This window comes from Mesorhizobium sp. M8A.F.Ca.ET.202.01.1.1 (assembly GCF_004791595.1).
In the GTDB taxonomy this organism is placed as follows: domain Bacteria; phylum Pseudomonadota; class Alphaproteobacteria; order Rhizobiales; family Rhizobiaceae; genus Mesorhizobium.
The window spans coordinates 16,638-36,231 of sequence record NZ_SRUN01000023.1; the positions used below are offsets into that span (position 1 = coordinate 16,638).

Below are 19,594 nucleotides of genomic sequence, written 5' to 3' on the forward strand. Positions count from 1 at the left end.
TCGGTACAGGCGGCTTTCGCGCTGCGGCAACCGAATACCGCCCTGGCTGAACACCTGTCTCGGTAGAACCACCTCGCGCCATCATTGCTGTGAAGGAGGGGCGCTCAGTCGACGATAGGGGATGCCATCGAATCTTGCCGTCACAAAATCGGTGACGGACATCTTGCGCTTGCGTCCGTCGCTGCAGGCGTAAACCGGCCAACCGGCATCGCTGCATTCGCTGGCTGCGCAAATACGCGCCAGGCAGTTACCGATAGTCAATCGGAAGCCGCCCTTGCCGGCGAAGCCTTGCAACAAGCTGCCGTCCGCCGAGCGCCATGTCCGCGCCCGGAATTCCGCCCGCAAAAGCAATGGTTCGAGAGGGATCGCAAGATTGGTTTCGCCGGCGCGCCCTGCGAACTGCAGACGGAAGCGCGCCATTGCAGTCGCGTACGCGGTCACAAGATCCGATTCGCGAAAATAGGCGATCGGCAGGTTGGAGCGATCAAACAGATGAGACATGCGTTCGCTTGCCTCTACCGGCATCAGCAAGGCAACAAAGACAAGAAAGGCGACGCAAGCTCGCGACATTTTACAGCAGCCATATTGGTCTCGGCCTGCCGGTTTGGCCCCGGTTGCCCCCCAGCAACATCCCGCCAATCGTCGTCCTGCGCAAGCCGCTTGCCGAGGCAGTTCATGAGGCGGCCGAGTGTGCAATTCGCAAAGGCCGCCGCGTTAAAGCGATTGGAGGCGAAGACGGTGACCCGCATCGACGAATTTGCGCGGGCGATGGCGATGTACAGTCGGCGTTCGCGGCAAAGAAGAACAGCTACCGCAGCCAGGGTTCCTTAGCCGAGGCGAGCCGGTGGCAGTTCGAACAGATTGGCGCCGTTCTCCTGGCCCCGCTCGACATAGCCGATGATGCCGAACCATCTGGCGACGTCAGGCCCCTGCAGCCAGCTGCGCGAATGGATCGGAAGGTTGCCGGCCAGCGCCTGGATATGCCTGATATGCCGCTTGCAGAAGCGCACCGTCGAGGCGCGGAAGAAATCCTCCTGCGCGGCAAACAGCGTATCGGCGGCATCGCTGTTCTCGTGCCAGGCAATGATCGCCACGGCCTTGTCGCCCTCAACGAGCGCATGCGCCCGGCCTTCCTTCAAATTCATCATCAGATTGTCGTAGGCGATCTTGCTGTCCTTGCCGGCCGCCACGTACTCGTCCGACATCCGCTTGGACAGGCCATGGAAGACATCCTCGAGATCCCCGAGCGTAGCCGCGCGTGCTCTCATCTCACCTCCTGCAGCCCCGGCAGGGAGTTTGCCCTAGGGATGGTGGGGCGCCAAGCAAATTGAATCCCCCAGGAGCTCGGTGAGAGCAAAGTCGTTCCGTCCATCGATATCCGTGAGTACCCCCCCACCACGCCGAGAAGTGAGCCTGGCCCGATAAATTCCGAGATCCGAGGTTAGAAAACGCTCGGATCAGCAGATTCGCCGCGGTTTTCGCGTGGTGCCGGCGAGTTTCCCGAGCTCACGCCCACAAGTGGCGTCAACTTGGCGGGATGCGTTGGCCCGGCTGCTTCGGCGGCCGGGCCTGTTGTTTCGCGGACCGTGCTGTCACCTATTATGGGACTGCTGGAAGCCGGCCACGTCGTACTGAGATACGCTCTTCGGATTCTTCGAGTTTTGCGGCTGGGTGCCGGCGTAATGTGTTCCGGCATTTCCATCCGGGTTGAAAGCTGAGCCCGGGGCAGAGCTGGCGTGGCCGGGGGTCGCACTTCCTGTTTGAGCAGTTCCGATTTCTTGGCTGGGCTGACCTGTCGTGCCCGTCACCGTGTGAACATTGGTGGCCAAGGCCATGCTGGTGGAACCTATGAACAAGCCTGCCACCATTGGAATGAGGAGATGTCTCATGATCGTTCTCCCAAAAGCATTTGATTTTGGGCGCTCGGGGTCTTGTGAGCGCCCGGCGAACTAAAGTTAGAACGCTCTTCGGACCATCATTCATCCCGACTGTCGCAAACTGTGATCTGTTTGTTTCACCGTGACACGCTTTTGGCGGCTTCGGTCTCCAGGTCCTTTAAGGCATCAGGGAACAAGAGCCTGTGGATCCCAGTTAACTGGATATGCCAGCCAAGATCAAAGAACCACAGCCGAAGCCCGGCCCGCAGCCACCGGTCCGTCGGCCAGACAAAGCTCCGTCGGAGCTTGAGCATGTCGATCCACCACCGCGAGACGTGCGGGAGGCGCCGGCACCAAATCCCAATGGCGACAAGAAAGCCTAAGCGCCGACCCGCGAACGCGCCTGCAACAGGCGCATGCCACACGAGAACGATCAGGTGGTCGCTCTATATAAGAACGTGATTTTCTTTTAAAAAGATGGTGCCCAGAGGCGGAATCCAAGTAAATGAAATCGGCCATTGCTTTCAAACGGTTGTGGTTCGCACAGCCATGGCACCTACCAACAGAAGTACCAACAAAATATTTCTGTGGATTGGTTGGGTTCCCAGACTTCGCACTGCGCGCTAAGACGCCGGCAATACCTGCACCTTATCTCGTAAGCCGATAGTGGTTGCTACTGGGGGTAGCCCAGTTCGTCCCCTCGATGACATCCCATGATGGGGGGGTCGAGTCGGGAGAGGGCTACCGCCAATACAGCGCTGTTGTAGAAATCGTCTGCTAATCGTACGTTCGCGGTGTGTCTATGCGGTTTAAATCGGATGGGAGAAGCGCGTGATCTGGCAGGACGAATGACTGGCGTATGTCGAAGCAACGCGTCCTAATCCACCGCCACGTTGGTTCGAAACTGTGACCCTGCATGATTGAACACGTCTCGGAGGACCGTATTTAAGGATAGACGTGTTCTCAGGGAAAGCGGCTGAGTGCCATCGCTTCGACACGTTTCATCCAAGCGTCCTTGCAGTCGGAATAGGCGTGGCTGTCTTCGGGATGCATCACCGGGCATCGACGTCGAATGCATCCTGCCTTGACCGCATGAAACTTTCCGCCTAGCTCATGGTGCCATGAACGTCGCAATGGTTTTCATCGTGGTGGTAAGGGAGCGCATGGGCAGGATGGTGTAACCATCCGGCGAAAGCACCCATGCGCGGTAAGCAGGCTCCTGACGGGGCCTTTTTTTATGCCCGAAATCGGGCCGCCTCGTCAGACCCTCACTTTTTATCCCATCACAAGGTGAAAGAGATCATGGCGAGCGACAACCCCACTCGGAGTCCGGACACCGACATATCAGCGAAAACGGTCATCACCGAACCCGCTACTCCACCCCGGCTAATTACTCTCATCTTGCTTTCGGCTCTTGCCGTGTTGCCGGTGAACATGATTTTGCCGTCGCTGCCGAACATTGCCGCAACGTTCCGAGCCGATTTCGCATTGGTCAATCTGTCGGTCGCCGGCTTTGCGATCATCACCGCCGTCATAGAGGCCATCGGCGGCGCACTGTCGGACCGATTTGGGCGCAGGCCGGTCGTCTTGATATCTCTCTCGATCTTTGTCGCGGCGTCCACCGGCTGCGCTCTGGCTCCCAATATCGGCACTTTCCTCCTGTTTCGCGCGATGCAGGCGTGCATCGGCCCCTGCTATTCCGTCGCTCTGGTCATCATCAAGGAGACATCGGATGAACGCGAAGCCGCCAGCAAATTCGGTTACCTCGCCATGGGATGGGCGCTCGCGCCCATGGTCGGTCCTTTGTTTGGCGGGTCGCTGGACGAACTGTTCGGATGTCGGTCAAGCTTCGTTGTCTTCGCGATCCTCGGTGCGGCCGCCTTTGCCCTATCCATGCGCGAGATCAGAAGAATTCCATTGCCTAGATCGAACAGGAACTATCTTGCCTCCTATCGGGTGCCTCCTATCGGGTGCCTCCTATCGGGTGCCTCCTATCGGCTGCTCCTGCGTTCAGCACGGTTTTGGGCCTACACACTGTGCATGGCGTCCTCAATGGGGGTGTTTTATGTGTTCCTGGGAGGCGCACCATTGGTCGTCGGTGACGCGCTCGGTGGATCAAGCGCGAAGCTCGGCCTCTACATGGGATTGGTTCCCACCGGCTTCATCCTCGGCAGCTATTTGGCCGGGCGTTACGCCTCGAAGAACGCACTGGGCACTACACTTGTTTTCGCGCGTCTACTGACTTGCGCCGGTCTGTTGGCCGGTCAGGTCCTATCGACATTTAGCATCACTCACGTTCTGGCCTTCTTCGGCCCCTGCGTCTTCATCGGCGTCGGCAACGGATTGACCATGCCTGCCGCCAACAGCGGCGCCTTGTCGGTACGGCCGGATCTGGTTGGCACCGCTGCGGGACTGGCCGCCGCAATGAGGATCGGCGGCGGAGCACTCATAGCCTCCATCGCCGGTCTGTTCCTTGCGGATTCGATCCGCGCGCTTTTCATCATGATGCTGATATCGGCAGCACTTGCATTGTTGGCGGCGCTGTACGCCGCCTTTCTCGATCGGCGCGCTTCAGAGCCTGGTTCTTAGCGGACGACCGCTTCCCATCCTTCCAAGACGTTCGCACGGAACCAATGAGCTTGCACAAGAGGTCGAGGAGGTGACTGCCCTCGGTTTTCCCTTAGCCTCGAATCTGACCTTGTTGAACCAACCGCCGCTGGCGGTCGACGGAAGGCATCGTTAGGGTTTGGCCAGACTCACTTTCTTTCCAATATGATCGCGCCACAACCCGAGCCGCTTTATTCGATATTCAACAAGTTCCGGTGAGGTCCCGAAGAAGGACGCGATCTCAGGGGCACTTTTGCCACCCGAGACCATACGCTTGATCGGGTCTCGTGGAAGCAAAGTTGCCGATGCCAAGAAATACGCGTCGTGCTCTTCAGCGCTATCATATGTTCGACCGAAGCAGCCAGCAATCTTAGCTATCTTGGTCAGCTTGTGCCCGGCAAGAATATGCCAATATTCCTCAAGGAGCGTCACTCTTTGTCTCTCAACGGTATGGTAGTCGTTTAAAAAGACAACCCACCTATCCTGATCGGAATTTAAGGGAACGCTCATAGCGGACCACTCGCCTCGCGACGGTCCAGCAAGTGTGTTCTTTGCCTTTCCAGTAATACAGGAGGTATCCCGCAATCGCTCTACCATAACAGAATCAACAACCAAATAGAATGGATCTAGCGGGTCGCTTTTCTTCAATCCTAAATCTTTTCGGAAATCTTCGGCCGTCTGCTCCAGCTCTTCCTTTGACATGGCGATAACTTCAGCATCTATCGGCGCGCTGCTCGGTTCTGATATGTCACCCTTACTATAGTGCTGACGAAGACACACGGCAGCGTCCAGCAGGGTTTGCACAGTCTTGGAGGACGCGTTTTTGCCAGCGCGGAAGTGAACGAATGCCACCCGATCAAAGCCAAGCTCGTGTTCATCGGCATCGGGGCCGAGCCACTCGAGCAGCCTAATTTTGGAATTGTTGTCGGGCGACCCGTCGCCCCGCTCGATGCGGGCCAGCGTGGAGAAGCTGATTCCCACAATCCCCGATAATGCCCTTATACTAAGACCTTCGCGTTCCCGCTTCTCGCGGACCGCCCCGACGAGCTTTTCTTCGAATTCGTTCATGTTCACCATTGTGCGATCAGCACACCTTGACACGCTTCGCTTCAGAATGCATCCTGTGCTGGTGACACAGACTCGCACATCGGCAAGCAAAATGAAAGTGTTGTTGACCGACGATGCGCGGGCTGAGTTGCATCGGATTGGCGTCGGTTTGGACGCGCGCCGGCCCGTGCGGGTGAAGGACGGGGGCATCGTTATCCTCGACCCACAGCCCACATCACCCACTGTCCAGGAGAAAAGTGATGAGCAACAGCAAGGAGCGGGAGGACCCGCAGCCCGATCATGGCAAAGGTCCACCCGGCGGCAAAGGTCGTCCGGTAGATCACGGGCGCCCCGTGCCGGATCACGGATCGTCGGCCTCGCCGGCAACTACGCCGGGCAGCTAGAGAATGTGCAACGGGCATACCCCGGCGCAACTCTCCTCCCCGATGACCATGGAGTATGGCTTCTCGCTCGCAGCCAAGTGATAGATGGCTTATCGCGAGAAGCCATATTCCTTATTGCCCTACCAGAAACGCCAGCGGTCGAGCCGCGTGGATGGGCGTTCTGGCAGCAAGATGGGCAGGTCGAATGGATCGGCCCGCGACATACCAATTTCCCTGACGGCTCGGTGTGCGCTTATCACCCCATGCTCGATAAAGCTTGGTCGCCAGGCAGTGATTTGTGCACGTTGCTGGACCTTTATAGCGTATGGGCGCTTCGCCAGCTTCATTTGGTGGTGTTTGATCGGTGGCCGGGACGCCAGTATGCGATGCTGGATGAACTGGGCCAAGCTGATCCCTATTATCGGCTAACCCAGTTTAAGGAGGCCGAGCTTTGCAACTGCGGATCAAATCGGCGCTATGGCGAATGCTGCCGGCCGCATGATCTGAAGCTACCCTTCCCGTCGATTCTGCACGCCTTCAAAAGCCGTAATCTCGGTCTCGGCATCTTTGATCGAGCGCCTCCCGCCGAAATTGCAGTGTTGATTGCCGAAGGAGGACAGAATCCCCCACCCCCCATGCTTGGGGTTCACTCTACTCTGCGGGCTCATATCGTGGACGTAAGGGGGAATCCTTAGCCCTACATCCCGTAAGAGATGCTCGATCGGGTCAGAGGGAAAAGCATTCCACTTCTGACGAAATCCCCGATGCCAGGTGCCGACGACTTCCGAGCCGTCGAACCATGTCGAGAAGTTCAGCTTCGGAAAATGCAGCACGCGGGCCGCCCACCATATTTTCTCAATATCGTGGTCGCCTGGACCCTTTGCCCATGGGGTCCAGCCCTTGCATAGCCGTTGCGCCAATTCGCTGTTTCGCATCTTCAATCCCACGGAATGATGGATAAAATAGCGGGGTATATCCGTCGTAATAGGGAAGTCTACGAACTGCCGGCAGGTGGAATTTACCAGATTTGTTCATCACTCTTGCAACAAATTCAACTTTAGGAGATGCTAACTCGGCCTTGGGAGGGCTGGGGGATGAGAATAAAAGCATTTGTGGCACTTGGTGCCACGGCAGCGCTGGGCGGCTGCCAAACAAGCAATCAAGCCGACTACATGCAAATAGGCTACGGGCCTAGTTTCTACGTCGCCCACGCTCAATGCGAAATGCATAAGGGGTCGGTTGACCAAGGCTATATTGCTATCGGGTCCCCGGGCTTTGTTGCGGGGGCCGGAATCGGGAATGCCCTCGGCAACTTGGCTGCCGAAGATCACTATATGAAGAACTGCCTCATCCTAAGCGGGTGGAAGCGTGCCCCGCATGGCCAGGGTGCCACGGCAGCTCCAGCCGTTGCTGGTGGCGCGCCACCGACACCCTATGGGATCCAGCGTGCACCTGGCAGCTGGATCAATACGGCGCTGCTGGACTGGTCAGACGCGAATAACAAGTGCGTCGCCGGCGACAAGCCCGCGTGTGGGACTCGAGCGAAGCTTGGTGCGCAACTGAGAGCCGCCGGCATAAACCCGGCGCCGGTCTAGGGGCCATGCAGTGGAACCTGGCGATCTGCCTTGGCATCGTTCTGGCATTGAGCGGCTGCGCAGCGGATTATCTCAATCACTATGACAGCGTGACGCTCTCTGCCGGCGACGCCAATCGCGCCAATAGCCTTGCCCAGATAGTCGACCCGTTCAACCCGAACAGTCAGAACACGCATATCGAGGGCGACGGCCAGCGAACAGCTGGAGTCATCCAGGCCTTTCGCGGAATCCCGCTGACACCGCCAGGCCAAGGTGCGCGCCAAGGTGGCGGCGGGGACTCTGGCAATCATCCATGCGATCTGCGCAATGGGGTTGACAGCCTAGGCCGGGCTTGTGGTGAACGTGCCGCCGAAGCGAAACCGGGCGGCCGCACCGGACATGAGGCGAACTAGCAATGCTGCGTAGAATGCGATCGCCTCGCCGGAGGCCACTTGGCATGGTGCAAAGGCGCCTGATCTTGGTGACGGTGGTCGCGGCTGGCGCTCTGGCTGCGCAAACGGCCATGCAACACAGCGACCACATGCCCGAGCTCCATCTGCCGAATTGGACCAGCGCGGGCCTGGCGACGATTGCCGGCGTGGCATCCGTCATCGACGGCGACACGATCGAAATCCACGGACAGCGCATCCGCTTCAACGGCATCGACGCGCCGGAGAGCCAGCAGCTTTGTAAAAATGCGAGCGGGGCCGACTATCCCTGCGGCCGGCAATCGGCACAGGCGCTTGACACCTTCCTGGCCGCGTCTAAGCCAGTGCAATGCACATTCGTGACCTGGGATCGTTATCACCGCTTTGTCGGCGACTGCCAGCGTGCCGATGGCGCCAGCGTGGCCGCCTGGATGGTCGAACACGGCCAGGCGATCGACTGGCCCCGCTACAGCCATGGTGCCTATGCAGCGCAGCAGGGGAAGGCGGAAGCGGCGAAGGTCGGGCTGTGGGTCGGAAAGTTCCAAGCGCCGTGGGAATGGCGCGCCGGGCATGGAGATAATGCCCAATCGGCGGTGAGCCAACCAGTCGGCATCATCAGCCGTCAACAGGTAGCCCAAAGCTACTCATGCCAGCCGCGGCGGAAATGCTCGCAAATCAGCTCGTGCGACGAGGCTCAATGGTATCTCAGTAATTGTCCGTGGGGCGGCAAGCTCGACCGGGATGGCGACGGGCAGGCGTGCGAAACCTTATGCTAGGAATGGCGACGATGACAGCGAGACTAATTGGACTGGCTTTGGCTTTGTGCCTGCCCTTTCAGATGGTTGCGCTTGCGGCGGGAGAACCGACTGTGGTCTCCTGCAAGTTTGAGCACCTGCCTCCGATGCTGCTAACGTTCCGTGGCGGGATGGGAGCTAACGACAATACCCTGCAAGTCGGACAAAACCCGCCCGTTCCGTTAAGCGTCGGATCAAGTTTGATGGTTGCCGAAATAGGGGTACAGGAGCTGACGTTTTCCCTTCGAATGCCCACCTCTGTTTCGATAGCCGCGCCTGGGAATGACGTCATCACATATTACGGAGACTGCATTAGCTCCCTACAACCGCGAGGATAACCGGTGCGGCTGCTTCTAAGGGCTGATGGAGCCGAGCGGCGCAACTGGCTGGATTTATTCTCGGCTCCGTTCGACCCTTCCGTTGAGGTGCTTAGTCAGGACGGGCAAGAGCATCTTGTTTTGAACGTGGCCCGGTTGGGCGCTAGTTCCACGCCCCGAGAAGCCTATGACGCTGGTAAGTTGGCCGTCAGGGAAATGAATGCGATCGTGGCCCGAATTGTTGGCAAATCAAATGTGACGTTGACCGGAACGGTTCGCTTATTCGGGGACCGATTATTGGTAGATTTCATCATGGAGACCGAGACAGCGCATTTTAGATTTGGCGCCGGGGCGGCCAGGTTTCAGATCCTTGACCAGCATGGTGAGCCGATCGTCGAGGAAGCGGCACCATCGATCGCGCAAGAGAGATACAAAGCCGCTGCCGCCCAACCTATTCTTGCTGAAGCGTTGGCCTATTCAGCCGGAGCCCCTGACTGGTTTGATCTCTACAAAGCGTGCGAGTGTCTCCTGGCCGCAGGCGTCAAACTCGATAGCGGGATGAAGGAGGTCAAACAGACCGCTAACGCCTTTCGCCATAGAGTCAACGGCAGTTCCCGGTTGCCCCCAAATCCGCCAAGCCTCCTCGACGCCGTGAGACGAACGAGACCCTGCATAAACCGGGAGTTGGACCGCTAGGGAAGACCTGTCAGCGTATGACGACAGCGCCCCTTAGACGATTGACCTATGGACGCCGCCGTCGACGCGCAAAGCAGCGCCACTTGTCGCCGAAGCCTGCTCCGAGCAGACATAGACGACCAAACCACGCCGAGCTTACCGCCAACCAACTGCCCATCCAGGAAGGGTCGCCATCAACCCCCATCTGACCCATGCGCCGAAAATGGTAGATCGATGGCGAATATGCCGGATCGCCACTACGCAGACTGTTTAGTGTCTGCGCAGCCGCGACCGTGATCTCAATAGTGATATCGCCTCGCTCGCCAGGACGAACGCCAACCCTGAACGACGGTTCTCCATCGACGATGTCGAAGCGAATGCCTTGAACTGCACCCTTGGAAAGTTCGACACCATCCATGTAGCGTTCGACAAATGACACATTCAGCTCAGCCGGCAAAACGGCCCGCCTCGTGCGGGCCGTTTTGATACTCGGCTGGCTGGCCATCGATTTGCCTTGGCTCAGGGGCCTGCCTTGCAAGGAGGCAAAGCCGACGCCGCGGGACAAAAAACCAATCCTGTCCCCGCAACCAATTCTGTCAAAAACCAATAACCGTCCCCGGTCTAACCGGTGCGATTTTTTCGTTTAGGGGCCAGGAACGTCTCGGGTGGTGACGTGCTCCCTGGTTTGTCCCACGTTTAGGAGTTAGCCCTGTTCACGTTGTGATCCCTTCACGGATCGTTGACAATCAAAAGGCCTTCGCCGATCTCCATTTTCTCAATCCCCTTCGCTCGGAGCCGTATCGCCCGCTTCAACGCTTCGAGGTAGTTCAAATGCTGCAATTTGATGGAAACTGGCGCTTCGACAGTCCCGGCCCGATTGAGCCGACGGTCAACCATGCGTTTCGCGATCTGATTGACCGCATTTGCAGCCAAGGCGATCGCCGCACGATTTTGGAGCGCTTCAAGTCTCGCTTTGCCGGTGCGGGTGGTGCGCCCTACTACCCCAGCAGCAGCGTGAGCTGGGCTTCCGACGATCTCGACAAACTCATGAATGTGGCGAGCGAAAATGCTCCGCTATTCATTGAGGCCTTCTGCGACGGCTGCAGCGACATCGCCAATCAGTGGTCCCACATAACCCTACTGGACGTCGCGCGCCTCAACCGTATTCTTGCCGACGCGGGCGCCGGCTATCAGATTGATCCTCCGGCTTTGCGCGCGACCCGAGCCCATGTTCCGATCGCCGTTCCTGAGCAGCTGCCCTCTGTCGATGCGCAAGCATCGACGCTGATCTCTGTAGCGCTCGACGCGTCCGAGCGGGCTCTGTCGCAGGGAAACGGACGACAGGCCGTTCAGGAGGTTCTGTGGTTGCTGGAGACCATCGCCACCGCTTTCCGCGGACTTGATGTCCCGGACGGAAGCATCCAAGGGCGCTACTTCAATAAGATCATCGGTGAGCTCCGTGCACGCGGCCGAGGCCATCAAGGCAGATCTTGCAATGGATGATGACACTGCACGGCTACCTGTCTTCTCCGACTGGTGGCGGCGTGCGGCATGGCACCGATCTGAAGGAGGGTCTCGCACTGGGCATCGACGAAGCTCGCCTATACTGCAATCTCATCCGCAGCTATCTGACATTCCTGATAGCCGAGCATGACCGTGTCAGCCGGCGAACGGCGTGATAGTTCGGAACGGATAATCGTGACTCGCATCTTCGACTTCGACGGCCCTAACATGAACAAGGGCTTCATCAACCTTAGGGCCGCTGAGCATCCCGAGGAAAAGCGACTGCACAGCATCATCGAAGGCATGTGGGAGCGCTACGAGCCCTATGCCGATCCAGATTTTCGCGACGGCTTCGCTCGCGATGTCGATGCCCGCTTCTGGGAAATGTATCTCGGTTGGACTTTCCTCGAGGCTGGGCATGCGCTGCTGCCGACGTCCGAACGGTTGCGCGAAGGTGGGCAACCCGACCTCTGCGTCCTGACTGATAGTGGGCGTATCTGGATCGAGGCCATTGCCCCGGACGAGGGTAATCCCGGCCCAGACCAGGTCACGCGCCCAAGGCGGCGGCCTCTTTGCGGCGCCCGTGCGCCAGGCTCAGCTACGCATGACGAGCGCATTCTGGACGAAATTCAAGGTCATCAAAAAGTATCTTAAAGAGGGCAACATCGGCGCGGATGACGTGCGTCTGATCGCAATCAGCGCCAGCCGCTTCGGTGTCTATGTCCCCGAAAAGCCCCCGCTGATCCTGACATCGTTGTTCCCCATCGGTGACGCCTACATCACCATCGATCGCGCAACAGACGAGATAGTCGAGGAAGGATTCCACGCGTCGCCTGAAATTGCGCGCCAGGGTAAGCCGGTCGAGCGCACTGCTTTCCTCAACCCACTCTTCAGCGACGTCTCCGGCGTTCTCTGGTCTCGCGTCAGTCTCGGAAATCTTTCCCGGAAGACCCGCCCGCTGACCTACGTCCACAACCCCTTAGCGACGCGTCCGCTGCAGCAGCGATTTGGCGTTTGGGACCGGGAATTTGTAACGGTGATCGACGGCGAGCATTGGAAGGCAATAGACATCCTCGCGCCCCAGGTTGAGATGAATCAAGCGGACGTGTGAAGGCCCGCCAATCTACGAAGGCCGACCCTGTACTGCGTTTTGGATCTCCTCAACGAAGATTTTGATCAGGTCCGCCGTCTCCTGGACGAACGCCTTCGTGAAGACGTCGATCTCCTTGCCCTCCTTGTCGAAGCCGTTGCGGTGGACGCAATCGTGACGAAGCAAGACGGCCTTGAACAGGCTGGCTTTGTCGCTGGCGAGGTCCAGAATTCGCACGCCGAGAGCGATGTTGTAGAGAACGTCGACCTTTTTGAGATTGTGATACATGACAGAACGCAGGTGCTCCCGGACCCTGCGTTCGACCAACGCGGGCTCCTTTGACACCTCGGACAGAGTGAATTTCTTCTTCCCCAGATCCTCGTCCTGATCAATCAAACGCTGCATAGCCGCTTTGTCGCCCATAACCTCATTGAGCAGAGTGTCGCCGAGATATGCTTCCAGCGCCGTGACCTGGTGGGAGAAGATCATCCGGTTCACGAGATGGTCGCCGTGATATCCACCATGATCGGCGAGCAGATCACCCGTGTGGTGATAGGAGTCCATGAAAACCCGATATGGGTTGGACGATGCCTGATAGTCGAGCCAATCGTCCGGTTACTCTCACCATGCTCAAGCCCGTAGTCGAAGTCTTCGACGAGCTCGTTCCTGCCAATATCTGTGTTGTGATAGTTTTCGATGCCGACGGGATACTCCCAAAGCCCCCAGGTCAGGTCGCCAAGCTCCGGATGGTCGATCACCGCCTCATAATGGATTTCCGGTCCCATCTGGCGCTCATCGCCGCCAACGGCGTCCCAATCCAAATCTTCCGCTCCGACTTCAAAGATTTCACGACTCGACGCGTGACGGATACGGGCAATGCCCTTGCAGTAGACTTCCATGTGCCCACCCACTGACTCGCTTTCGCCAGCTTAAACAATCGACGAGCCGGGTGGCATAGAAAATCGAAAGGCACTTCGTTCTGCGTCACCGGCAGTTATTGTTCGAATATGCGTGCTTGCGAGTTTGTCTGGGTCGCGGAAAACAGTCTTGAGGGGCCTGTATTGTTGACGCGCCCCCGCCAATCGATGTGAAGCTGGCGCTCTGCAGCTGGGCGTCCGTGACAGGGAGTGGTGAGGCGCAAAATCCCGCAGTGGGAATTTGATTTCTATGCGCTAGCGTTGCCGCGCGGGCATGCCTTTGGCGAGGAGCCACCGGTCGCGGCATGGGGCTCAAATGACGGAAATGGATGTGGCATTGTCACGCATAACCCCGAGAGCGATTCATTCCACGTCATCGTCATGCGACGGCGAGTGGATTCCGTTTGGACGGTTACCAAGCGCGCCGATGGATTCGCCACGATAGACGCGGCAGCCACGGCCCTTGAGCCCGAGCTTGCCGACGGGTTGGCGCTTGAGCCATTGCCGCCCGGCGTCCCTATGCAAGCGCCACTTTTCGATCTCGCCGGCCGCGAGCCAAGCGAGGTGTTTTGGATGTTGGGGATGGAAACCCATCAACCGGCGGCCTGGGCGTTGAACCAGCTGTATCTTGCGCTGCCGAGACCCGACCGCAATTGGGTGAGCGATTGCCAGACAACCAACTTCCATACCCGGCTGTGGGAAGCGCAGCTTCTCGCGTCTTCGCGAGCAGGGTCTGCTTGTCGAGCAGCCCTTTGAATCGCCGGATTTCCGCATTGAGAACCGGCTTGGCGGTGAAGCATGGTGGAGGCAGTTACGGCCAATCCTGCTGTGCCGTACAATCACGTCAACGCCGCCTTTGCGGACATGCCGACCAATCGCGAGGAAGTCTTCTTCGGCGCGGCGGCGTTGCGCTTCGCCAAAACGATCGGCAACAAACTTGCACGGCGGTACGACCAGCTTCCACATGCCAACGGCAAGCCGTTCATCCTGGCCGTTGCCGACTTCCAGGCATCCGGCTCGATGATGTGGAGCCGCGAAGGCTTGATCGGCTACCTGCTTGGTTCGGGAGCGACGGTCGCGGAGGTCGACGGCCGGCCGCAGGCTGTGCCGATGCCGGCCGAACATTTGCTGGGACCCGCGCGATTTCCCGCGGGATTGTTCGCCAACGATGAGCATGCCGAGCTATCCGCTGTGATTTTCACGAATGCCTGCTCGATGGCCAAACTCAATCGCGTGGCCATCTCTGGCGGTGGCGCGCCTGCCGGTCATCGCTACACCCGCATCGGCAATTTCTTCGACCGAACACCCGGCGCATTGAAGGGTATTCCATTTTGTCTCGACATCACGAGTGCCGACTATCGCGGGCTCTGGCCGCATGGCTACGAGCCATGGACGGCGGAGATGGAAGTCTTCCACAACCCCTTTGCGCGCCACCCGGTCTCCGTCGATCTCCTGCCCGAGGCGACCCATTGGTTCAGACAGGGCGGTGAATGGATCTGCAGTTCTGTCTACGAAGCTTCGATCCTGTGGTCGCAGACCCTGATTACCAGTTCCGATAAGACGGCGCCCTCGCTGGATGATTTCCTCAACAATGCCGCCCGCGACTCGAGAATGGATAGCCCTGAGGCATGATCCACGAGAGCCGCCGCTTAAAAATTTCTGGTCACGAGACGTTGTCGACCCTTGTGACCCATCCGCAAGATCAAGATGAAGACATGCGACTTTCGATAAGCAGGCGTTCCCGTTACGACAGGAACCGTCGATTATCGGTGTCCGGAAGCGGATCGGAAGGCCACACCTAGTCAGCCAGCCCGAGCGCCGCCATCCAGGCATGCACCTGTCCGAAGGCATCTGTTTGCCACTGCGCTGGCGTGCGATCACCGATATGCGGCGTTCCTTCCACAAACTGGCGCACCCACACCGGTCCTATCATATCCTCTTTCGCGAACTTCTCCGCGATCCCCAGATAGCCCTCACGCGCATCCTTGATGTCAAGCAGTGGGCGACAGACCTCAGCGAGCGCCTCGGGACCGCCTTCGTAATTGCGGATGCAGTAATAAACGTCGTAGGCATCCTTGCGCTTCTGGCGCCGCATCAGTGCCTGGCCTTTCATCGCCAGCAGCGCCGGGATGGAGGCAACGGCAATCTTCACCCGGTTATGTCCGCCGCCCGGCATCGTGCCTTCAATCGCCGTCAGTTGGTGAAAGCGCACGGCCAGTTCCGCACCGGACGCGCGTTGCACTGCAAATTCCGATAGGAGAGGGGGAATGTTCTTCTCGATCTCAGCGTCACGCGGCATCAGGAAGTCGACGATCACGTCGACGGGTGGCCCACCGTCGGCCACTTCAATCGTGCGAACAAGCTGGAACCGTCGGTGCTCCGCGCTCTGCGAATAGCCATTGCCTATGAGGGCCTCGACCAGCCGAACATATTCGCCATCGCCAAGCGCCTCCGCATCCAGCGTCAGATCAATGTCGATCGTGCCCACATGCTGCATGTCGTCGGCCTCCAGAAGCAGCCACGGTACGGCTCCACCGACAACAGCGAACTTGCCCTCGAAACTGCCAAGGATCTGTCCGATCTCCATAAGCGCGGATTTGACCGCAGCGCTGACGCGGTCGGTATAGTCGGCGGCGGATTGTGGATCGGGCGCTAATGCCATTTGAGCAACTTTTCTCTTAGATGTTCGGCGGCCTCACGCCCACGGTCGTCGAGATGCGAGAGGTCAAGATAGGTAAGGATCGGGGACGAGACTGGCGGTCCGCCGGGAACCTCGACGCGCTCCTTCAGGATGGCTGGATCATCCGGTTCTATCACTTCGACATTGGCGCCGCTCTTCGATGGCTTCAACTTGAGCGCCTCGATCAGTTCCGGCATGGCCGCCGTGTCGGCATAGAGAGTCGTCAAGTTGCCGCGCATATAAGGCGCAAGCCACTGTGCTGCTGAAAGACCGCCAAGCATGGCATGTCCGTCCGTCTCGCGCCGGCTCAACGTTTCGCGAAGCGCTTCGTCCAACTGGCGCCCGTGAAGGATAGTGTACCAGGACGAACGCTTGCCTCGAACCGGCTCGTAGGAATCGCGCCAGGCATCCAGCATAGCGTCCGGCGCGGTCAGGTGAAGGCCTTCGTCATCCACTGCGGCCCATTCCCTGTCGCGCAGCGCCGACCGCACATTGCTGGCATGGCCGAGGCTGACATCCGCTGCTTCGGCGAGGTCGGCCACCTTCCAGGGCCTTTTGGGATCGCGCAAAAGCGTACGCAGGACCTGCCCCGCCTTCGGTGAGAAGACGGCGCGAAAGTTTCGCGCCGCCGGCTTCGGTTTGTCGGCTGTCTCCCGCTCGATAAAGACGTTGTCGAAAGCGATCCGGCAGTTGCCGGCAAGGTCGAGCCAGCCCATCCTCGCATTCGCGCAGATGTTGCGCGACTCGGGAGAGAGCCATGACGCGGCGACCAGAGGAACGACGACGTCGGAATGCGCCAGAGTCTGATACCGCGCCATACAGGCATAAAGCTGATCGATCGCGCCTCGGACCTGCCGCGGGTATCCCGGCTCTTTCACCTCGCACATCAGCGTGATGACGCGATCCGCCATTTTGACACGGGCAAGAATGTCAGCGCCGGCCATCGGCATATTGGGGCCGGTTCGCAGGTCCCATTCTTGGTCGATGGACTGGATTTTGAGCGAGGGAATCCGTTCCAGCTGCTGACGCAATGCGTCAGCGACTTGGCTTTCGATCTCTTTCACTCGTTCATAGGTTTTCATTGTGAAATGAAATAGCCTAGTTTGGTGAAATTGGCAACTGATTTCACCGCAATCTGCTATTTCACTTTGTAGTGAAGCATGGTGTATTAGTGAAATCCGCTGCGCTTCGAGCCAGTCGGACCTGCTCGGCATTCAGCGTTCCAAGCGCGTGATGCACTTCACGGCACGGGCGTCAACGACAACCTTGCCGATAAGGCCAGGAAGCTCGGCATCCCGGTCTGGAAATTCGGCGGCGCGTAAGCACCACCATCGCACGAGGCAATTGTGTTCGCGATGAACAACCGTCAAATTCGAGCGCAGTAAACTCGGAACCGCGTCGCGCAAATTTGAGAAACCACGTGCTTACCATCACTCATCCGGAATTACTTGGCGGTCTTGTGAACTTTCCCGGTGGGCTGTTCCCAATACGCATTCCAGGCGAGAGCGCTTTGCGCTTGATCATCAAATGCCCAAAGGAGTGGATTCTCGCCGCCAAGCTAAATCGCGGCTTTCGCATCTATGTTGCGCCGTTGATGGCCAACGGCCGGAAATCATGCGGAATGGTATCTGCATTCTTCGATGATGCCGATGAGCCGCTCACTCTATGGACAGCGCTCTTTGATGATGAATTCACGGCCGAGATTCAGGAGTTTTTTGCCTCGGATAAACTGAGCGTGCACATGTTCGATGAGCATAATCGAGAACTGCTTGGATACAGCGCGACGAACGATGAGGCCGCACGATTTAAAGCAAGCATGAGCGCGATGGCCTTTGCTCCGTTCTCGGTCGAGCTAGCTCGCGATATCCATGACCAACTGCCCGAGTGGTTCGGGCTCCGGACCGCCAAAGACGATGACGAGGCCTATGCAATCTGCTTCGGCGAACCGCTGTTCCCCGATGACATGTACATCCAAGACGTTCGGCCGGACGTGAACGCATATCACGGCGCAAAGACGCCGATGCACACGATGCTGGAACGCGAGGATGCCGGGCACTTCAATGAGCTTGATATCGTCTATGCGATGCAACGCATCTTCCAGAGCGACGATATCTACCTGAACCCGATTCGCCACGATGATGGAAAAGAATTCCTGGACGTCTTGCTGATCACGCCGAACACGGTCTTCCTCGTCCAAGCCAAGGACAGCCCTAATACGGAGAAGGTCTTGCTTCGCTCGATCGGCCGAAAGAAGTCTACGGTCGTCGGACATCTCAAAAAAGCTGTCGACCAGATGCGTGGTTCAATCGGCTACGCCCGATCATGCGTTCCACTAAAATTCAGAACGGGCAAGAGCTATCACGAGATCGACTTGGGCGATCGTGATCTCGTTGGCTTGATTGTTGTCAAGGAGCTGTTCAATTCCGAATATTCAGTCTACAGCCCAGCTGTCCTCGGCTTGTTCAACGAGACAGCCGTTCCGTGCTTCGTGTTGGATTATCCCGAGCTGCATTCCTACACTCATCACCTCGCTGATGAAGCGGCCTTTATTAGCGCGCTCAATCAGGTGTTCACGGTTGCCATCGAGCGCGGGGAGTTTCCGAGGCTTCGGTTCGGCCTTAACCCGCCTGGCTGACGGGCCGAGGCTCCCGTTACATTTATGTCGCTAGAGCCTGGATCAATCTTGGCCTATAGGGTCGGCTTTGGTCGTGTCGCCAATCGGGATCGGTTCAACCACTGATATATTCTGCACGGCAGGCAGCCCTTCCAGATATGGAGCGTCCAGCGTCACATGCTCCTTTATCACCTGGATGCGATCAGCAAGGTTGCCCGCCAGGCCGACAATTGTGTCGGCGTGCAGTTCGACGAGTTCAACTGCCCTACCGAACAATTGGCGATCTAACTCATCAAGCTCGGATTGCGTCGTGCCTTCGTCGCTGACGTCGGTCCCGGCCCGCGTGATATTTCTCAGGATCTGGATCAGCTCGCGGGCTTTCGCGTGATCCTGCTCTGCGCCTTGGCCAGGATTGCGGATGATTTCAATCGCCCTCTCGACGGCAACGGCGCGCGTCGGCGCGCCGCCGCCTGGAAGTGTTTCTGCGGCGCTGCCGGCGTAAAGCACGACCACGCGTCGCGCGATGTAACTGGCCAGCAGTTCGATCGTGCCGGTCTGCTCCGGAAGTGCAATCGCGGCCATTCCACGGTGGCCGTCGAACGGCCCAGTCAGCTCAATCGAAACATCGCCAGTACGGAAACCCATCGCCCGCGCCACCACATAATGCCCCATTTCGAGCCGCCTCAGCGGATCCGGGCTGCTTTCCGCGGCCCGACGGAGGGGCTCTCCTTCTCCTTACTGGCCTTGCCATCGCGAGCGTCACGCCCTCGATCTCGGTAGCACAGGTCACGCCAGTCGCACGCCCTTCACCGCGCGATGCCTATGCCGATCACATTGCCGAGGCGTCACGCCGCTTCGGCGTTCCGATCGCAACGATCAGGGCGGTGATGCGTGCGGAAAGCGCCGGAGAACCGCGCGCGGTCTCCTCGGCCGGGGCGATGAGCCTGATGCAGATCATGCCCGCGACGTGGGCCCCTATATCGCGAAGGTCCAGCGAATCGGGCAAGCGTGCGGCCACAGCTCGACCGGCCAGCCCTCCAACCAGCGGCAGTCGGCCTCGGTCGTAGGCAGAACCGACCTTTTTGGCA

Annotated in this window: 22 protein-coding genes and 1 pseudogene; 13 read left to right on the plus strand and 10 right to left on the minus strand. The window is 58.6% G+C overall.

Annotated features, from left to right (window positions below; all coding sequences use genetic code 11):
- Positions 1-81: 81 nt before the first annotated feature.
- From EN845_RS31600 to EN845_RS31610, 3 genes are all read right to left on the minus strand, one after another.
- Positions 82-570 carry a hypothetical protein gene (locus tag EN845_RS31600; RefSeq protein WP_245511858.1) on the minus strand — a complete coding sequence of 163 codons (489 nt, stop codon included), beginning with the start codon at positions 568-570 and terminating at the stop codon, positions 82-84.
- 257 nt (positions 571-827) lie between these two features.
- Positions 828-1,268: a hypothetical protein gene (locus tag EN845_RS31605; RefSeq protein ID WP_127870805.1), complete on the minus strand. Its 441-nt coding sequence runs from the start codon at positions 1,266-1,268 to the stop codon at positions 828-830.
- 324 nt (positions 1,269-1,592) lie between these two features.
- Positions 1,593-1,889: an adenylate cyclase gene (locus EN845_RS31610; RefSeq protein ID WP_210212440.1), complete on the minus strand. Its 297-nt coding sequence runs from the start codon at positions 1,887-1,889 to the stop codon at positions 1,593-1,595.
- Positions 1,890-3,179: 1,290 nt separating this feature from the next.
- On the opposite strand from EN845_RS31610, the gene EN845_RS31615 reads away from it, so the two are divergent.
- Positions 3,180-4,466 carry an MFS transporter gene (locus EN845_RS31615; protein WP_127311540.1) on the plus strand — a complete coding sequence of 429 codons (1,287 nt, stop codon included), beginning with the start codon at positions 3,180-3,182 and terminating at the stop codon, positions 4,464-4,466.
- A 150-nt stretch (positions 4,467-4,616) separates the two neighbouring features.
- Here the strand turns inward: EN845_RS31615 and EN845_RS31620 are convergent, their stop codons facing one another.
- Positions 4,617-5,552 carry an XRE family transcriptional regulator gene (locus EN845_RS31620; protein ID WP_167531545.1) on the minus strand — a complete coding sequence of 312 codons (936 nt, stop codon included), beginning with the start codon at positions 5,550-5,552 and terminating at the stop codon, positions 4,617-4,619.
- On the opposite strand from EN845_RS31620, the gene EN845_RS35630 reads away from it, so the two are divergent.
- From EN845_RS35630 to EN845_RS31645, 4 genes are all read left to right on the plus strand, one after another.
- Positions 5,551-6,609, plus strand: a complete 1,059-nt coding sequence (locus tag EN845_RS35630) for an SEC-C domain-containing protein (protein ID WP_127310336.1) — start codon at positions 5,551-5,553, stop codon at positions 6,607-6,609. The two genes, EN845_RS31620 and EN845_RS35630, sit on opposite strands and share 2 nt — an antisense overlap.
- Positions 6,610-7,514: 905 nt before the next feature.
- On the plus strand, positions 7,515-7,901 hold the full coding sequence (locus EN845_RS31630) for a hypothetical protein (protein ID WP_127310335.1): 387 nt from the start codon (positions 7,515-7,517) through the stop codon (positions 7,899-7,901).
- Positions 7,902-8,011: 110 nt separating this feature from the next.
- On the plus strand, positions 8,012-8,692 hold the full coding sequence (locus EN845_RS31635; protein WP_245511859.1) for a thermonuclease family protein: 681 nt from the start codon (positions 8,012-8,014) through the stop codon (positions 8,690-8,692).
- A 359-nt stretch (positions 8,693-9,051) separates the two neighbouring features.
- Positions 9,052-9,723 (plus strand): hypothetical protein, encoded by a 672-nt coding sequence (locus EN845_RS31645; protein ID WP_127310332.1) that lies wholly within the window; start codon positions 9,052-9,054, stop codon positions 9,721-9,723.
- 33 nt (positions 9,724-9,756) lie between these two features.
- Here the strand turns inward: EN845_RS31645 and EN845_RS36335 are convergent.
- Positions 9,757-9,846: pseudogene (locus tag EN845_RS36335) on the minus strand (oxidoreductase); the annotation flags it as partial.
- A 687-nt stretch (positions 9,847-10,533) separates the two neighbouring features.
- Here EN845_RS36335 and EN845_RS31655 point away from each other — a divergent pair.
- The 4 genes from EN845_RS31655 to EN845_RS36350 are packed head-to-tail and all read left to right on the plus strand — an operon-like array spanning position 10,534 to position 12,316.
- Positions 10,534-11,205, plus strand: a complete 672-nt coding sequence (locus EN845_RS31655) for a hypothetical protein (protein ID WP_245478274.1) — start codon at positions 10,534-10,536, stop codon at positions 11,203-11,205.
- Positions 11,202-11,381: a hypothetical protein gene (locus EN845_RS36340; RefSeq protein ID WP_245478273.1), complete on the plus strand. Its 180-nt coding sequence runs from the start codon at positions 11,202-11,204 to the stop codon at positions 11,379-11,381. Before EN845_RS31655 ends, EN845_RS36340 begins: the two co-directional genes overlap by 4 nt.
- Before the next feature lie 19 nt (positions 11,382-11,400).
- Complete coding sequence (locus tag EN845_RS36345) at positions 11,401-11,859, plus strand: hypothetical protein (RefSeq protein WP_245478272.1); 459 nt, start codon at positions 11,401-11,403, stop codon at positions 11,857-11,859.
- Positions 11,810-12,316, plus strand: a complete 507-nt coding sequence (locus EN845_RS36350; RefSeq protein ID WP_245478271.1) for a hypothetical protein — start codon at positions 11,810-11,812, stop codon at positions 12,314-12,316. The genes EN845_RS36345 and EN845_RS36350 overlap by 50 nt, the downstream gene beginning before the upstream one ends.
- 12 nt (positions 12,317-12,328) lie before the next feature.
- Here the strand turns inward: EN845_RS36350 and EN845_RS36355 are convergent, their stop codons facing one another.
- Entirely contained in the window at positions 12,329-12,859 is a 531-nt protein-coding gene (locus EN845_RS36355; protein ID WP_245478270.1) for a hypothetical protein, read from the minus strand.
- Complete coding sequence (locus tag EN845_RS36360; RefSeq protein WP_245478269.1) at positions 12,790-13,194, minus strand: hypothetical protein; 405 nt, start codon at positions 13,192-13,194, stop codon at positions 12,790-12,792. Before EN845_RS36360 ends, EN845_RS36355 begins: the two co-directional genes overlap by 70 nt.
- 231 nt (positions 13,195-13,425) lie before the next feature.
- On the opposite strand from EN845_RS36360, the gene EN845_RS35850 reads away from it, so the two are divergent.
- Positions 13,426-13,968 (plus strand): hypothetical protein, encoded by a 543-nt coding sequence (locus EN845_RS35850; protein ID WP_210212297.1) that lies wholly within the window; start codon positions 13,426-13,428, stop codon positions 13,966-13,968.
- Positions 13,969-14,076: 108 nt separating this feature from the next.
- Positions 14,077-14,844, plus strand: a complete 768-nt coding sequence (locus EN845_RS35855; RefSeq protein WP_210235377.1) for a hypothetical protein — start codon at positions 14,077-14,079, stop codon at positions 14,842-14,844.
- 166 nt (positions 14,845-15,010) lie between these two features.
- Here the strand turns inward: EN845_RS35855 and EN845_RS31675 are convergent, their stop codons facing one another.
- Positions 15,011-15,874: a nucleotidyl transferase AbiEii/AbiGii toxin family protein gene (locus tag EN845_RS31675; RefSeq protein WP_127310331.1), complete on the minus strand. Its 864-nt coding sequence runs from the start codon at positions 15,872-15,874 to the stop codon at positions 15,011-15,013.
- Positions 15,865-17,106, minus strand: a complete 1,242-nt coding sequence (locus EN845_RS31680; RefSeq protein WP_127310330.1) for a type IV toxin-antitoxin system AbiEi family antitoxin — start codon at positions 17,104-17,106, stop codon at positions 15,865-15,867. Before EN845_RS31680 ends, EN845_RS31675 begins: the two co-directional genes overlap by 10 nt.
- A 206-nt stretch (positions 17,107-17,312) precedes the next feature.
- Between EN845_RS31680 and EN845_RS31685 the strand changes: the two genes are divergently transcribed.
- Positions 17,313-18,527: an NERD domain-containing protein gene (locus tag EN845_RS31685; protein ID WP_127310329.1), complete on the plus strand. Its 1,215-nt coding sequence runs from the start codon at positions 17,313-17,315 to the stop codon at positions 18,525-18,527.
- A 42-nt stretch (positions 18,528-18,569) separates the two neighbouring features.
- Here EN845_RS31685 and EN845_RS31690 read toward each other — a convergent pair whose 3' ends face one another.
- Positions 18,570-19,178 (minus strand): peptidase M41, encoded by a 609-nt coding sequence (locus tag EN845_RS31690; RefSeq protein WP_127310328.1) that lies wholly within the window; start codon positions 19,176-19,178, stop codon positions 18,570-18,572.
- A 215-nt stretch (positions 19,179-19,393) separates the two neighbouring features.
- Between EN845_RS31690 and EN845_RS36850 the strand changes: the two genes are divergently transcribed.
- Entirely contained in the window at positions 19,394-19,573 is a 180-nt protein-coding gene (locus EN845_RS36850) for a lytic transglycosylase domain-containing protein (RefSeq protein WP_348631116.1), read from the plus strand.
- Positions 19,574-19,594: the final 21 nt, after the last annotated feature.

What these genes read in the sequence shown, in the direction of transcription:
- EN845_RS36850 (WP_348631116.1), top strand. Translation starts at nt 19,394, where the DNA reads ATGCGTGCGGAAAGCGCCGGAGAACCGCGCGCGGTCTCCTCGGCCGGG.
- EN845_RS31600 (WP_245511858.1), bottom strand. Translation starts at nt 570, where the DNA reads ATGTCGCGAGCTTGCGTCGCCTTTCTTGTCTTTGTTGCCTTGCTGATG.
- EN845_RS31680 (WP_127310330.1), bottom strand. Translation starts at nt 17,106, where the DNA reads ATGCCGAGCAGGTCCGACTGGCTCGAAGCGCAGCGGATTTCACTAATA.
- EN845_RS36355 (WP_245478270.1), bottom strand. Translation starts at nt 12,859, where the DNA reads ATGGACTCCTATCACCACACGGGTGATCTGCTCGCCGATCATGGTGGA.
- EN845_RS36360 (WP_245478269.1), bottom strand. Translation starts at nt 13,194, where the DNA reads ATGGAAGTCTACTGCAAGGGCATTGCCCGTATCCGTCACGCGTCGAGT.
- EN845_RS35855 (WP_210235377.1), top strand. Translation starts at nt 14,077, where the DNA reads ATGCCGACCAATCGCGAGGAAGTCTTCTTCGGCGCGGCGGCGTTGCGC.
- EN845_RS36340 (WP_245478273.1), top strand. Translation starts at nt 11,202, where the DNA reads ATGATGACACTGCACGGCTACCTGTCTTCTCCGACTGGTGGCGGCGTG.
- EN845_RS31635 (WP_245511859.1), top strand. Translation starts at nt 8,012, where the DNA reads ATGCAACACAGCGACCACATGCCCGAGCTCCATCTGCCGAATTGGACC.
- EN845_RS31655 (WP_245478274.1), top strand. Translation starts at nt 10,534, where the DNA reads ATGCTGCAATTTGATGGAAACTGGCGCTTCGACAGTCCCGGCCCGATT.
- EN845_RS31620 (WP_167531545.1), bottom strand. Translation starts at nt 5,552, where the DNA reads ATGAACGAATTCGAAGAAAAGCTCGTCGGGGCGGTCCGCGAGAAGCGG.
- EN845_RS31675 (WP_127310331.1), bottom strand. Translation starts at nt 15,874, where the DNA reads ATGGCATTAGCGCCCGATCCACAATCCGCCGCCGACTATACCGACCGC.
- EN845_RS31610 (WP_210212440.1), bottom strand. Translation starts at nt 1,889, where the DNA reads ATGAGACATCTCCTCATTCCAATGGTGGCAGGCTTGTTCATAGGTTCC.
- EN845_RS35630 (WP_127310336.1), top strand. Translation starts at nt 5,551, where the DNA reads ATGTTCACCATTGTGCGATCAGCACACCTTGACACGCTTCGCTTCAGA.
- EN845_RS31615 (WP_127311540.1), top strand. Translation starts at nt 3,180, where the DNA reads ATGGCGAGCGACAACCCCACTCGGAGTCCGGACACCGACATATCAGCG.
- EN845_RS31605 (WP_127870805.1), bottom strand. Translation starts at nt 1,268, where the DNA reads ATGAGAGCACGCGCGGCTACGCTCGGGGATCTCGAGGATGTCTTCCAT.
- EN845_RS31630 (WP_127310335.1), top strand. Translation starts at nt 7,515, where the DNA reads ATGCAGTGGAACCTGGCGATCTGCCTTGGCATCGTTCTGGCATTGAGC.
- EN845_RS36350 (WP_245478271.1), top strand. Translation starts at nt 11,810, where the DNA reads ATGACGAGCGCATTCTGGACGAAATTCAAGGTCATCAAAAAGTATCTT.
- EN845_RS31690 (WP_127310328.1), bottom strand. Translation starts at nt 19,178, where the DNA reads ATGGGGCATTATGTGGTGGCGCGGGCGATGGGTTTCCGTACTGGCGAT.